The sequence below is a fragment of the Agromyces neolithicus genome (genome assembly GCF_039529735.1).
GTDB lineage: Bacteria > Actinomycetota > Actinomycetes > Actinomycetales > Microbacteriaceae > Agromyces > Agromyces neolithicus.
The window spans coordinates 16,228-30,291 of sequence record NZ_BAAANJ010000005.1 but is presented as its reverse complement, the minus strand read 5'-3'; the positions used below and the strand labels follow the sequence as shown (position 1 = coordinate 30,291).

Here is a 14,064-nt window from a genome sequence, read left to right as displayed (position 1 = left end):
CGGCTCCACCAGCCTGCCCCGTTTCGAAAGCAGGTGGACGCGCCGACTCGCGACCGAGAACAGGTGGGGCAGCGGCGTGTCGCGTGCGTGTTCCTGTTTCGGAACGAGCGCCCGCCCCCTATTCGGCGGGCGCAGGGATGGGCTGCTTCGGCAGCTTGCGCACCTTCGCCCGTCGGCGGCGGCGCTCGGGGATCATCGAGCGCATCTCCTCGAGCTTGCCGAAGCACAGCAGCCGGTCGTCGGCCTCGAGCACGACGCCCTTGCGCGGGTTCGGGATGACCGTCGTGCCGCGATGCAGCGTGAGCACCGTGATGTCACGATCCCACAGCCCCGACTCGCCGAGCGACTTGCCGATCAGGTCGGCGGCTCCGTGCACGAGCAGTTCGGCGACGCCGTAACCGGTCGAGACGGTGAGCCGCTGGCGCACATCGATCTCGGGGAACGCGACCTGGTTCGCGATGTAGTCGATTATCGCGCCGGCGACGTCGAGCTTCGTCGCGGTCTCGATGCCCTCGAGGCCCGGCGACGAGTTCACCTCCATGACCAGCGGCCCGTCGTCGCCCTCGAGCATGTCGACACCGGCGACCCGCAGGCCCATGATCTGCGCCGATCGCACTGCCGCCTGCTCGTATTCGGGCGTGAGTTCGACCGGCTCGACGGAGCCGCCGCGGTGCACGTTCGAGCGGAACTCGTCTCCGCTCGCGACGCGCCGCATCGCCGCGACGACACGATCGCCGACGACCAGGGCACGGATGTCGCGACCGCGGCTCTCTTTCACGAAATGCTGTATCAACACGTTCTGCTTCGTCGAATGCAGCGTCTCGATGATCGCCTCGGCGACCTTGACCTCGGGAGCGAGGATGACCCCGATGCCCTGCGTGCCCTCGAGCAGCTTGATGACCACCGGCGCGCCGCCGACCCGTTCGATCGCCGGCCGCACGTCGGCACGATTGCGCACGAATGCCGTCGGCGGCATGCCGATGTTATGGCGCGAGAGGATCTGGGTGGCGCGCAGCTTGTCGCGTGAGTTCGAGATGCCGTTGGCGGTGTTGGGCGTGTACACGTCCATCTGCTCGAACTGGCGCACGACCGCCGTGCCGAAGTACGTGATCGAGTTGCCGATGCGCGGCAGCACCGCGTCGTAGTCGCTGAGCTGTCGGCCGCGGTACTGCAGGTCGGGTTCGCCGCGTGAGAGGTCGATCGCGAAGCGCAGGGTGTTCAGCACCTTGACGTCGTGGCCGCGTTGCTGCGCGGCCGCCTTGAGTCGTTGGGTGGAGTATGCCTGTGGAGCGCGCGAGAGAATCGCGAGTTTCATCATTGTCCCTGCGAAGATGGTGTCGTGTCGAAGCCTCACCATTCAAACACCATCGCGGGATGGCGCGAATGGGTGAGCCTTCCCGAGGCCGAGGTCGCATGGATCAAGGCGAAGCTCGACACCGGTGCACGCACCTCGTCACTGCATGCCTTCGACGTCGAAGAGCTGCGCCGCGGCGACCAGCCGTTCGTGCGCTTCGGCATCCACCCGTGGCAAGACAGTGAAGACGACGCCGTCGTGTACGAGTGCCCCGTATACGACCGCCGGCATGTGCGCAGCTCGTCGGGGCACGGTGAAGAGCGCGTCGTCGTGCTCATGCAGGTCGTGCTCATGGGCCAGCCCGTCACCGCCGAGGTCACACTCACGAATCGCGATGAGATGGGCTTCCGCATGCTCATCGGCCGTGAGGCGCTGCGGCACGGGTTCATGGTCGACCCGGCACGCTCGTTCCTGGGCGGGCGCGCGCCACGGGGCATCCGTCGCCGCAATCGCGGCCGGCACGCGCCGACACCGCGGGTCTGAACGGCGTCGGTCGAGTAGCGAAGCGTATCGAGACCACGGCCCGGGGATTGGGTCTCGATACGCGCTTCGCGCTACTCGACCGACGAGGTGACGCCGGTCAGATGACGCTGTCGGAGATCGTCGTCGGGTTGCCGAACCGGTGGTTCGTGATCGAGATCGCCTGCTCGTGCAGGAACGGCAGCAGCTCGACCCGACCCGACGGTGTCACCGGGTGCGACCACACGGCGATGTCGGGGGCTCCGCCGAGCGCATCGGCGAGGGCAGAGGCCCCGCCGCCGATGAGCCGCACGCGCGGCGTCGTGATGCCGCCTCGAGCGGCGCGGGCGAGCCAGTCGCCGTCGCCCTCGCGCACGACCGTCACTTCGCGCGCCGACAGCAGCGTGCGAACGCCCTGCGGTAGCTCGACCGCGGTCGACACCATCATGGGCGCGTTCGCGAGCAGTCCGGCGGCGATGACGCGCAGGCCCTCGGCCAGCGTCGCCTGCTCGCCGACGCGCACGGTCACCGGCAGCGGCCGGTAGCGGAAGAGGTTGCGCTCGACGCCCACGCCCGAGACATCCTTCACCGCGCCGTACTCCTCGGCCCACGCGAGTTCGTCGCTGAGGGCCGAGCGGCGCAGCACCTCGAACGCCTCGAAGTCGAGGGCCGGCTGCGAGAGCTCGATGAGCTGGGTGACCCGCTGCTCGAGTCCGCGCAGGTGCAGGGTGCTCGAGCTCGGGCCGTGCTGGGGCATCCAGTCGCCGAGGCCGAACAGGTAGTTGGGTCCGCCCGCCTTCGCTCCGGCGCCGACGGCCGAACGCTTCCAGCCGCCGAACGGCTGGCGCTGCACGATCGCGCCGGTGATGCCGCGGTTCACGTAGAGGTTGCCCGCCTCGACGCGGTCGAGCCAGGTCGCGAGCTCGTCGGAGTCGAGCGAGTGCAGGCCTGCGGTGAGTCCGTAGTCGACCGCGTTCTGCATGCGGATCGCCTCGTCGAGGTCCTTCGCGTGCATGATGCCGAGCACCGGCCCGAAGAACTCGGTGAGGTGGAAGTACGATCCGGCGGCGACGCCCGTGCGGATTCCAGGCGACCACAGCTTGCCGGTGGCGTCGAGCTGCTTGGGCTCGACGAGCCACTCCTCGTCGATGCCGAGCTGGGTGAGCGCGTGCAGCAGCTTGCCGTTCGCGGGCTCGATGATCGGGCCCATCTGGCTCTGCGGGTCGGCCGGGTAGCCCACGCGCAGTGACATCGCCGCGTCGACGAGTTGACGGTGGAACCGCTCGGACTTCGCTACCGACCCGACGAGGATCACGAGCGACGCGGCAGAGCACTTCTGGCCCGCGTGCCCGAACGCGCTCTTGACGACATCGGATGCCGCGAGGTCGAGGTCGGCCGAGGGCGTGACGATGATCGCGTTCTTGCCGCTCGTCTCGGCGAGCAGCGGCAGGTCGTTGCGGAACGACCGGAACAGCTGCGCCGTCTCGTACGCACCGGTGAGGATGACCCTGCCGACCTCTGGGGCCGAGACCAGCTGCCGGCCCAGGTCGTGGTTCGCCAGGTCGACGAGTGCGAGCAGCTCGCGCGGCACGCCCGCCTCCCACAGCGCCTCGACCATGACCGCGCCCGACCGCTGCGCGAGCTTCGCGGGCTTGATGATGACGCCCGAGCCCGCGGCGAGCGCAGCGAGCACGCCGCCGGCGGGGATCGCGACGGGGAAGTTCCAGGGCGGGGTGACGACCGTGAGCTGCGGCGGCACGAAGACGGCGCCCTGCACGTGGTCGAGCTCGCGGGCGCGCTCGGCGTAGTAGTGCGCGAAGTCGATGGCCTCGCTGATCTCGGGGTCGGCCTCGGCGATGGTCTTGCCGGCCTCTGCGGCCATGACCTCGATGAGCCGGTCGCGGTTCGCGGCGAGCGCGAGACCCGCACGGTGCAGCACCGCGGCACGCTCGGCGCCCGGCAGCTCGCCCCACGCCCGGCCGCGAGCCGAGACCGTCTGGATCATGTGTTCGAGCGTTGCGGCATCGTCGACCCGTGCGGCGGCGATCGTGTCGAGGCCGAGCCGCGATTCGGGCACGCGGGCGAGGATTCGCCGGCCCCAGTCGCGATTCGCGGCGAGCGCCGGGTCGGTGTCGGGCTCGTTGCGGAAGCCGGGCGTCGCGCCCGGGCCCGCGGGCACGCCGGCGGGCGCGCCGGCAAGCGCCTGCGAATCAGCGGATGTCGCAGCGTCAGCTGCGTCGAAGCCACCGCCCGACCCGCGGGTGATGCCGAGCACGACGGCCGTGAGCGACGCGTCGTCGTCGAGCTCGCTGCCGGGGGCGGGCGCCTCGGGGATCGCCATGGCGGCGGCGAGTGCGTCGCCCTCCCATTCGGTGTGACGGTTCTGGGTGCGGTTCGGGGTCGGGGTCGCGACATCCGCCCCTTCGACGAGCTCGGGACGCAGGGCGACGAGCGAACGCTGGAACCTGGCCAGTTCGCGATCGAACAGCCCGCGGTCGTCAGCGAGCTCGAACACGGCCGACATGAAGTTGTCGTGGCTCGCGTTCTCTTCGAGGCGGCGAATCAGGTAGGCGATCGCGACGTCGAACTCGCTCGGGTTCACGACGGGCGTGTAGAGTAGCAGGTTGCCGACGTCGCGTCGCACGGCCTCGGCCTGGCCGGTCGCCATGCCCAGCAGCATCTCGAACTCGACCTTGTCGGCGACGTTGCGCTCGATCGCGGTGAGCCAGGCGTGCGCGACGTCGAACAGGTTGTGTCCGGCGACGCCGAGCTTCACGGCGTCGGTGCGCTCAGGGGTCATCGACCAGTCGAGCACGCGCTTGTAGTTGGTGTCGGAATCCTGCTTGGTGTCATAGGTCGCGACCGGCCAGCCGTGGATCGCGGCGTCGACGTGCTCCATCGCGAGGTTCGCTCCCTTGACGACGCGCACCTTGATGGGGGCGCCGCCGGCCGCGCGGCGCTGCTTCGCCCACGCAGTGAGCTCCTGCATGGCGCCGAGCGCGTCGGGCAGGTAGGTCTGCAGCACGATGCCCGCCTCGAGCCCGCGCAGCTGCGGCTGGTCGAGCAGGGTCGTGAACACCGCGATCGTGAGATCGAGGTCGCGGTACTCCTCCATGTCGAGGTTGATGAACTTCGGCGTCGGGCTCTGCGCCGCCAGCTCGTAGAGCGGCGTCAGCTTCGCGACGACCTTCTGCACGGCCTCGTCGAACGACCACATCGACAGCTGGCTCACGACGCTCGACACCTTGATCGACACGTAGTCGACGTCGTCGCGGGCGAGGAACTCATGGGTGCCCTGCAGGCGACGGTTCGCCTCGTCTTCGCCGAGCACGGCCTCGCCGAGCAGGTTCAGGTTGAGACGGTTGCCCGACTCGCGCAGCGTCGCGATAGCAGGGCCGAGCTTCTCGGGCGTCGCGTCGAGTACGAGGTGGCCGACCATCTGGCGCAGCACGCGGCGCGCGATCGGGATGACGAGCCATGGGAACCCCGGCGCCATCACGCCGCCGACGCGGATCGCGGCCTTCAGGTACCACGGCAGGAACTTCGGGGTGAGCTTCGCGACCTGCTCGAGGTTGCGGCCCGCGACGCCGAGGTCTTCGGGACGCATGACGCCGTCGACGAATCCGACGGTGAAGGCGAGCCCGTTCGGGTCCTTCAGCACACCGGCAAGGCGCTCGGCGGCGGGTTCGACGGGATGCTCGGCGCTCTCGGCGAGCCAGCGCCGCACGAGGGCGACGACGTGATCGGTGTTCGGCCGGGCGTCGGTGGCGGCATTCGACATGGTCACGAGGGTACGTTCCTTTTCTTCGGGCGCGTTGGGGACCGCGCGCCTGTCGGGTTAAGTGTGCGCCGCGACATCCGTTCAGTACAGCGAATGATTCTGACGGATACTGTTCGATGAAACCGAATGATCGAACGGATGTCCCGGAGGCCCACATGCTCGATGTGCGACGCCTGCGCCTGCTCGTCGAATTGAGCCAGCGCGGCACGCTCGCGGCCGTCGCCGAAGCGCTCTCGTACAGCCCGTCGTCGGTGTCGCAGCAGCTCAGCCAGCTCGAGCGCGAGGCGGGCGTGCCGCTGCTCGTGCAGTCGGGCCGTCGCGTGCAGCTCACTCCGCAGGCCGAGCTGCTCGTCGCCCACGCCCGCGCCGTGCTCGACCGCCTCGAGGAGGCCGAGGCCGAGGTCGCCCGATCGCTCACGACCGTGGGCGGCACGGTGCGCATCGCGGTATTCCAGTCGGCCGCGCACGCCGTCGTGCCGCAGGCGCTCACGCTGCTGCGCGCCGAGCACCCCGGCCTGCGCGTCGAGATCACCGAGCGCGAGCCCGAACTCGCGCTCTTCGACGTCGCCGCGCGCGACTTCGACCTCGTGGTCGCCGAGCAGTACCCCGGCCACACCCGCGCGCACCGCGTCGAGCTCGACCGCGTGCCCCTCGCCGCCGACGCGATACGCCTGGCGCTGCCGCCGCACCCCTCGCGTCGCCGGCCCCCGGCCGGTCGAGTAACGAGCGCCGGCGAGCGTATCGAGACCATGCCCGTCGGTCGAGTAGCGAGCGCCGGCGAGCGTATCGAGACCATGCCCACCCCAACGGGTCTCGATACGACCGCTGCGCGGCCTACTCGACCGGCGGAGCAGACCAGCGCGCTGCGCCTCGATACGGCGATTCGCGCCTACTCGACCGACGGTCTGTCAGTTGCGGCCGGGATGCCGTGGGTGCTCGAGCCCGAGGGCACGGCGTCGCGCGATTGGGCCGAGCAGCTCTGCCGCGACGCCGGGTTCGAGCCCGACGTGCGATTCGAGACGGCCGACCTCATGGCGCACATCCGGCTCATCCGTTCGGGCAACGCCGTCGGGCTGCTGCCCGATCTCGTCTGGGCGGGCGAGGCGCCGAGCGTGACGCTCGTGGACCTGCCGGGACATCCGCAGCGCGAGGTGTTCACCTCTACCCGGCATGCCGCCGCAGCCCGCCCGGCCGTCGTCGCGTGCCGCGATGCGCTGGCGCGCGCCGCCCGAGCCACCGCGACCCCAGCCGACGGCACCCCCTGAGCTCACGGCGACGGCGACCACGACCACGACGGCGACGGCGAGCGCGACGGCGACGGCGGCACCACGCGACGCCCGACGCCGATCACGATTCCCACCCAACCTGAGGAAACCTCGGCCTACGCTGGGCCCATGGCACGGACATCTCGTTCCACGACCCGCGTCGGCATGGTCATCGTCGCAGCGGCTGCCGTCATGACGCTCACCGGGTGCCCGTCGAGCGGCGGCTCCGGCGGCGGCATCTACGGACTCGGCGTCGACGCTTCGGTGGTCGTCGAGCTTTCAGCCGGCGCAGGCCGATAGCGCGGCGCCGAATACCCGCGGCGGGCGAACTCGCGCCCGGTCGCGATGAGGTCATGCCGACACCCGAATCGAGACCCGGTTCCATGGCGGCGCGTGTCCCGCGGGTCTACCCTGCGAGCATGGCTGGAACTCGGAAGATCTTGGTCGGCACGGCCCTCATCGCCGCGCTCATGCTGGCGGGCTGCGCGGGCATGCAGGGTGAGGCGCAGGGCGGTTCGGTCGATCCCGTCGGCACGTGGGGCGATACCTCCGACACGACCGCGCCTTCGCTCGACCTCGCCGACGACGGCACCTTCAGCGGCACCGACGGCTGCAATCGGCTCAACGGCTCATGGTCGGTCGACGAGGCCGACCATGTGCAGTTCGACGACGTCGCTTCGACGAGGATGGCGTGCGAAGACGTCGACACGTGGCTCGCCGGGCTCACCGAGGCGACGATCGCCGACACCACGATGACCGTGCTCGGCCAAGACGGCGCCGAGATCGGCACGCTCGAGCAGGCCGGCGCCGACGCACCCTCGGGGTACTAGGCCACCACGGACGTGCGCGGCCTACGGCGACCCGCGGCGGCCGTGTGCCCTCCGCACGTCGGCCGATACTCACGCGCGCCGAATGCATCCTGCCATTCCGACAGGGTGAGGTCGCGTCCTGCGACGGTGCACGCATGCCGCACCCACAGCCGGGGATCGGTGTCGAACTCGGCGACCGAGCCGTCTGCGTAACCGATCCGCAGCATGGTCGCATCGCGGAACACCCCGTGCACCGCCTTGCTCGGGTGCGCCGATGAGAGGCGGGCGAAGGGCACAGCCGAATCACCTGCCGAGACGACGACCTCGCCGTCGAACCCGAGGCTCACGAGCGATTCACTGTCGTCGCTGAAGACGACCCCCGCCACGGGCCCCTGATGGATGGGCTCCGTCGAGCCGTACACGACCTCGCCGGTGGCGACGTCCACGACGCCGACGTCGCCGTCGCGCCCGCCGAACGCGTACCGCGAACCGTCGGGACTGAACGCAGCGCGGACGCCCCACGAGTCGAGTTCGACGCGACGCAGGATCGCGCCGTCGTTCGCATCGACGAACACCACTTCGGTGCCCGACCCGGTGTCGAGTCCCTGCGAGGTCACCGCGATGACGCCGTCGGCCGCGCGAACACCGGCCGCCGAAGCACCGACATCGATCGTCGGTCGCAGCTGCTCGAGCGTTCGGGCGTCCAGAATGCGCACGTCGCCCGCATGCCCGGCCACGACCACGCTCCGGCCGTCGGAGGTGAACGCGATCGCCCCGTCGTTCGTCCCACCCGGAGCGCTTCCCGCCACGAGCGTGCCGGTCGATGCATCCCACAGTTCGGCGACGCCGCGATCGGTCACGGTGACGAAGCGATGGCCGTCGGGATGGAACGCCGCCCACCGGGCGGGCCCGGCGGGGATCGAGCGAACCGTACCCGTCGTCACCTCGATGAGGTCCACACTCGTCTCGCCCATCACCACGACGCGCTCGCCCCGCGGATCCACGAACGGCAGGCCGGCGACGACGTGCTCGAGCGGGCGATCCGACAGGATCTCCCGGAACAGGCCGGAATCGCCGGTGAGGTCCCATTCGATGACGGCGCCGTCCGCTCCCGCGGTGAAGAGGGCACCGGACGGCCCGAACTCGACGCCGTGCACCGCCCCCACGTGGGCTGCGAGGATGTGGTTCCGCGCACCGGTGCGCGCGTCCCACACCATGGCGGTGTGATCGTTCCCGACCGTCGCGACGACCGCACCGTCGGGGCTGAATGCGGCATCGCGCACCGGGGCCGTGTGCCCGACGAGTTCGATGGTCTCGCCGGTGGCGGTGTCCTGGAGGAGCGCCTCATTGCCCTGGCCGACGAGTGCGATCGTCCGGCCGTCGGGGCTGACGGCGAGCAGACCGAGCCCGCCGTACGTGGCGGTGGCCTGCCCGGTCGCGGTCTCGAAGGCCATCGTGGGGCCGTAGCCGCTCGCATACAGCGTGTCCCCGTCGGGCGCGAACTCGACCGTGCCGAACACGAAGTGGTCGGGGGTCAACGCCGGGTTCTCCCCGAGCTCGGTCAGGTCCATGACGACGACGGGCGCCTCGAGGTCGTCCGCGTTCCACACCGCGATGTTGCCCGGCGCCGCATACCACGGGATCGGCGCGATGGCGGCGATCATGTCGGCGTCCTGCGAGAACGACACGTCGGCGACGGGCAGCGGGAAGCCACCGAGCTTCGCGCCCTGTCCGGTGAGGTCGTCGACGTCGACCAACCGCACGCCGACATCACGGCAGTCGGCGAACCAGCACTCCACGTTGACCGACGACACGGCGACGTTCCGGCCGTCGGGGCTGAGTTCGGCATCGATGTACGACGTACCCTCCTCGTCGAGGCCGGTGACGAGCGATCGGCCTTCAGTCTCGATGAGGGCGACGTTCTCGAGGCTGTCCACCGCCACCGCACGCGTCGCGTCGGACGAGAGATCGAAGTGGATGATCGACGCGTCGCCGCTGCGGATGACGCGAGACGCGAGCGGACTGCGCTGGATCGTGTTGAGCAGGCTTCCCCGTGTCTCGACGCTGTCCCAGAGCCCGATCGCCTCGGTGGCCAGCAGGAGCGCCCGATCGTACGGTCGGTCGACGAGCGCACGTGCCGAGACGCGGCGCGCCTCGGCGACCAACGCGCGCTCGTCTGCCCGCCCGCGCTCGATGAACGCGAAGGTCGCCGCCGCACCGGCCACCAGTGCGAGGACGGCGGCGCCCGCCGCGAGCCGCCGCAGCCAGGCGACGCTCCGCCTCTGCTTCGCCAGCTGAATGGTGGCGGCCCGCAGATCGGCCTGCTCGCGATCGACCGCGGCATCGAGGAACGACTCCTCGATCGAGGTGAGCTCGGGAGCTTCGGCATCCCGCCACGCGAGGGCGGCGCTGAGCCGCGCGCCCCGGTACAACTCGCTGTCGGGACGCGACATGGCGTCCCACCCCGAGGCTGCCGCACTGAGGTGCCGAAGGATGCGCTGCCCGTCGACGTCCTGTTCCAGCCACTCCGTGAGTCGCGGCCATGCCCGCGCGAGCGCTTCGTGCGCGACCTCCACGGTGCCGTCGTCGCTCGTGAGCAGCCGTGCATCGACAAGGAGGCGCACGAGCTCTGCACGACGAGGGTCCGCGGCGACGACGTCGATCGGCATCCGACGTCGGGTGGGGAGCAGTTCAGGCGTCGCGTCCACAAGGCGCAGCAGCAGTGATTGCAGACGCCGTCGCTGCTCCTCGGAAAGCTCGCCGTAGAGCTGCTCGGCGGTCTGCGCGACAGCACCGCTGATGCCACCCGCCTCGGTGTAACCCGCGACCGTGAGCGTGCGACCCTCCCGGCGCAGCCACGTCTGCCGCAGTGCATGCGAGAGCAGCGGCAGCGCGCCCGGTTCGTCCGCGACGTCACGCAGCAGCAGATCCACGAGACCGGGTTCGAGCAGCAGACCCGCCTGACGCGCGGGCCGCTCGATCACGGCGCGCAGCCCGTCGGTGTCGAGCTGCCCGAGCAGCACGAGGTTCCGCTCGACGAGGCGGGCGAACTCGGGGTGATTCGCCAAGTCGCCCAACCGGTCGGCGCGCAGGGTGATGACGAGGAGCTCGTGTGAGAAGCCCTCGGCGAGGGTGCGGAAGAACCGCTGCTGCTCGGCGGGATCCTGGCAGAGCACGAGCGCTTCCTCGCACTGATCGATGATCAGCGCGCGAGGGCCGGACGCGACGCCGCCCTCGAGCGCCGCCATCGGCCGAGCCCCGGGCGTGATCACCGAGACGGTTCGCCCCTGTGAGCGCAGGGCGGCGGCGACACCGGCCCGCGCCAGGGAGGACTTGCCGACGCCCGACGGCCCCGCGATGACGAGCACGCCTGACTCCGCGAGAGCGGGCAGCCAGGACCGCAGCTCGTGCTCTCGACCGAAGAACAGGTCGGCATCGTCGAGTCCGGCGGGGACCAGACCGAAGTAGGGGCAGTCGAGACTGGGAGGCGTCGCGGCCTCGCCGACGCGCAGGCTCGAATCGTGACGCAGGATCGCTCGCTCGAGTTCCGCGAGCTCGGGCCCGGGGTCCAGCCCGAGCTCCTCCGCGATGGTCGTGCGGGCATCGCGCAGCGTCTGGAGCGCGTCGCCTTGTCGGCCCGCCCGATATTGCGCCTGAGCCAGCAGCGCCCAGCGCTTCTCGCGCAGCGGCTCCCGCACCACGAGTGCCTGCGCCTCCCCGACCGCTTCACCCAGCGCCCCGACCTCGAGCCGCGCGGCGACGAGCGCCTCCTCGGTGTCGGCGCGCAGTTCCTCCAGGGCGCTCGCCTCGACGCGCTCGATCGGCGCTTCGTCGGTCTCGCTGTATGCGCGCCCCCGCCACAGCTCGAGCGCCTCGGCGAACACGTGGACGGCACGGTCGGGCTCGCCGAGCTGCTGAAGCTCGTGCCCCCGCGCCACACGCTGCCGGAAGCGGGCGGCGTCGATCTCGACCTGTTCGACGACCAGGCGGTAGGAGGAGCCCACGGTTTCGATCGCGCCCGCGTCGCCCAGCGCACGCCGTAGACGCATCACGCAGCCGGGAACGACCTTCGTCCATGATGCAGGCGGCGAGCCGTTCCAGAGCGCGTCGGCGAGCTCCGCCGCCGGCACCGCCTCGCCCGCCCGCGCGACGAGCGCGGCGAGCACCACGCGGTCCCGTGGGGAAAGCGCGACCGCCCCACCGCCGACGGTCACCGGCCCGAGTACGCCGATCTCCACGCGTCCACTCTGGAACGCCGGCCGCTCCCCGTCAATGGCGCCGTTAACAGGCTGATAACGGGTTGCGCTCCACTGGGTTCCGCAGCATTCGCTGCCCCGACCCGAGAAAAGGGGAATCGGCATGCTAGGCACCAGAAGAACGGTCGCGTTCGCCGCGGTCGCGACGTCGATCGTCATCGGAGCGCTCGTCACCGCGCCCGCCCACGCCGCGGGCGGCGGAATCGATGAGTGGGGACCGTCCGCGCCCGTCTCAGCGGTCAACGCGCCGGGAGCCGACGGCTGCCCCATCGAGTCCCCCGACGGAAAGAGTCTCTACATCGCATCGACGCGCGACGGCGGGGACAACGACATCTGGGTGGCGACCCGAGAGAGCGCCGTGACCTCGTTCGGCGCGCCGACGATACTTCCGGCACCGGTCAACAGCACCGCCCAGGACTTCTGTCCGACGCCGCTGCCCGGCAATGAGTTGCTGTTCGTCTCCACGCGCGGCGGCACCGACGCATATGGCACCGTCGCGTGCGGGTTGGGCGACATCTACATCACGTCGCAGAACCCGGCCAGTGGCGAGTGGGCACCACCCCGCAACCTCGGGTGCGCGCCCGACGGGCCGAACCTGCCGGGCATGGAGTACGGGCCGTCGCTGGCGAGCGGGCCGGGCGGTCTCTCGCTCTACTTCTCGAGTGGTCCGCCGCTCCCCGGAGCCGGGCAGGACATCTACGTGAGCACGATGGTCGGCGACTTCCGGTTCGCCGCGCCCACGCCGGTCGCGGAGCTCAACTCCGATGCCGCCGACGTCATGCCCAACGTGCTTCCCGGAGGCCGGGAGATCGTCTTCGCATCGTCTCGACCCGGGAGTGCCGGCATGGACATCTACTCGTCCGTGCGCGGACCCGACGGCACCTGGCAGCCGCCGGTCAGGCTCGGCCCGAACGTGAACACCGCCGGAGCGGAGTCACGACCGTCACTGTCGCGAGATGGCCACCGGCTGTACTTCGGCCGCGACGGCGACATCTTCGTCGCAACGAGGTGAAGACGCCCCCAACAGGTGCCCCGGCGGTCGTTCCGACGACGGCCGGGGCACCCCCGTGTTCAGGGGTCGACGAGATCCTCGGCGCCGGCCGCCGCTGAGAACCGCTCACCCTGTTCGGCGAGGAAGGCGAGCACGTCGGCTTCCGCCTCGACGCGATAGCGGATGCCCCGGGGCAGCCACATGAGCGCCAGGAACATGCTTTCGACGGCGTCGGACTTGAGCGGCCACACGCACCGTGTCGGCCCGTCGGCGACGATGTCGCGGCCGTACCAGCCGAGGTACTCGGTGAGCTCGGCCGCGGGCATCTCGACGACGGCGCGGGCCCTCACGCTGCGTGCCCGCCAGCGCAGCGCCCGTTCAACGCGCGTGCGCGCCTCGTCGTCGGTCATCGGCTGCGGCTCGAAGGACACCCGGGTCTGGAACACCTCGCTCATGCGGTCGAGGCGGAACGTGCGCCAGTCGTCGCGATCGCGATCCCACGCGAGCAGGTACCAGCGGCGGGCGACCGGCACGAGCCGGTAGGGCTCGATCGAGCGAGCGGATGCCTCGCCCGAGGCATCCGTGTACCGGAATCGCAGCCGCTCGGAATCGCGGCAGGCCAGCGCGAGCAGGCCGAGCAGTTCGGCGTCGACCTCAGGTGCCGGCCGCCCGCCGGCGCCGTTGCCGCCCGGCCCGCGCCCAACGGCGCCGACCGTCGCGTGCGACGCGAGCGCGTCGATGCGGCGCCGGAGTGCGGGCGGCAGCACCTGCTCGATCTTCGCGAGGGCGCTGAGCGTCGTGTGCTCGGCGCCGCGCAGCCCGGCGGTCGCCTGCGAGCGCAGGCCGACGGCGATCGCGACGCCCTCGTCGTCGCTCAGCAGCAGCGGCGGCAGGCCGGTGCCGGCCTCGAGCCGGTAGCCGCCCGCACTCCCCCGCATCGACTCGATGCCGTAGCCGAGCTCACGCAGCCGCTCGACATCGCGGCGCAGGGTGCGATCGCTCACGCCGAGGCGATCGACGAGTTCGCGTGCCGACCAGTGCCGGTGGCTCTGCAGGAGAGAAAGGAGCTCGAGGGTTCGCGAGGTCGTGGCGGCCATGGCTCAAGTATTGCTGCAATAAGGACAGAAAGTGACCGGATGCCTCGGAAGA

The 14,064-nt window shown here is 70.7% G+C and carries 9 protein-coding genes; 5 read left to right on the top strand and 4 right to left on the bottom strand.

Translation table 11 applies throughout. The features are described from left to right. Nucleotides 1-118 precede the first annotated feature (118 nt). Nucleotides 119-1,315, bottom strand: coding sequence for a RimK family alpha-L-glutamate ligase (locus tag ABD164_RS07705; protein WP_344295475.1), 1,197 nt, complete (start codon nucleotides 1,313-1,315; stop codon nucleotides 119-121). Between the two features lie 24 nt (nucleotides 1,316-1,339). Between ABD164_RS07705 and ABD164_RS07700 the strand changes: the two genes are divergently transcribed. Next, complete coding sequence (locus ABD164_RS07700) at nucleotides 1,340-1,837, top strand: ATP-dependent zinc protease family protein (protein ID WP_344295143.1); 498 nt, start codon at nucleotides 1,340-1,342, stop codon at nucleotides 1,835-1,837. A gap of 97 nt (nucleotides 1,838-1,934) precedes the next feature. Here the strand turns inward: ABD164_RS07700 and ABD164_RS07695 are convergent, their stop codons facing one another. Continuing rightward, the gene (locus ABD164_RS07695) at nucleotides 1,935-5,594 is read right to left on the bottom strand and encodes a proline dehydrogenase family protein (RefSeq protein WP_344295142.1); all 3,660 of its coding nucleotides are present in this window, start codon (nucleotides 5,592-5,594) and stop codon (nucleotides 1,935-1,937) included. Nucleotides 5,595-5,749: 155 nt separating this feature from the next. Here ABD164_RS07695 and ABD164_RS07690 point away from each other — a divergent pair, with 155 nt between their 5' ends. The 3 genes from ABD164_RS07690 to ABD164_RS07680 all read left to right on the top strand — a co-directional run bounded on the left by ABD164_RS07690 (nucleotide 5,750) and on the right by ABD164_RS07680 (nucleotide 7,689). After that, entirely contained in the window at nucleotides 5,750-6,859 is a 1,110-nt protein-coding gene (locus ABD164_RS07690; RefSeq protein ID WP_344295473.1) for a LysR family transcriptional regulator, read from the top strand. A gap of 129 nt (nucleotides 6,860-6,988) precedes the next feature. Continuing rightward, the gene (locus ABD164_RS07685) at nucleotides 6,989-7,159 is read left to right on the top strand and encodes a hypothetical protein (protein WP_344295140.1); all 171 of its coding nucleotides are present in this window, start codon (nucleotides 6,989-6,991) and stop codon (nucleotides 7,157-7,159) included. Between the two features lie 119 nt (nucleotides 7,160-7,278). Further along, on the top strand, nucleotides 7,279-7,689 hold the full coding sequence (locus ABD164_RS07680; protein ID WP_344295137.1) for an META domain-containing protein: 411 nt from the start codon (nucleotides 7,279-7,281) through the stop codon (nucleotides 7,687-7,689). On the opposite strand, the gene ABD164_RS07675 is transcribed toward ABD164_RS07680, so the two are convergent. Further along, nucleotides 7,686-11,906 (bottom strand): nSTAND1 domain-containing NTPase, encoded by a 4,221-nt coding sequence (locus ABD164_RS07675; protein WP_344295134.1) that lies wholly within the window; start codon nucleotides 11,904-11,906, stop codon nucleotides 7,686-7,688. The genes ABD164_RS07680 and ABD164_RS07675 overlap by 4 nt on opposite strands. Before the next feature lie 121 nt (nucleotides 11,907-12,027). On the opposite strand from ABD164_RS07675, the gene ABD164_RS07670 reads away from it, so the two are divergent. Beyond that, nucleotides 12,028-12,936 (top strand): hypothetical protein, encoded by a 909-nt coding sequence (locus ABD164_RS07670; protein WP_344295131.1) that lies wholly within the window; start codon nucleotides 12,028-12,030, stop codon nucleotides 12,934-12,936. A gap of 59 nt (nucleotides 12,937-12,995) precedes the next feature. Here ABD164_RS07670 and ABD164_RS07665 read toward each other — a convergent pair whose 3' ends face one another. Beyond that, nucleotides 12,996-14,012: a helix-turn-helix transcriptional regulator gene (locus ABD164_RS07665; RefSeq protein ID WP_344295129.1), complete on the bottom strand. Its 1,017-nt coding sequence runs from the start codon at nucleotides 14,010-14,012 to the stop codon at nucleotides 12,996-12,998. Between the last annotated feature and the right edge of the window lie 52 nt (nucleotides 14,013-14,064).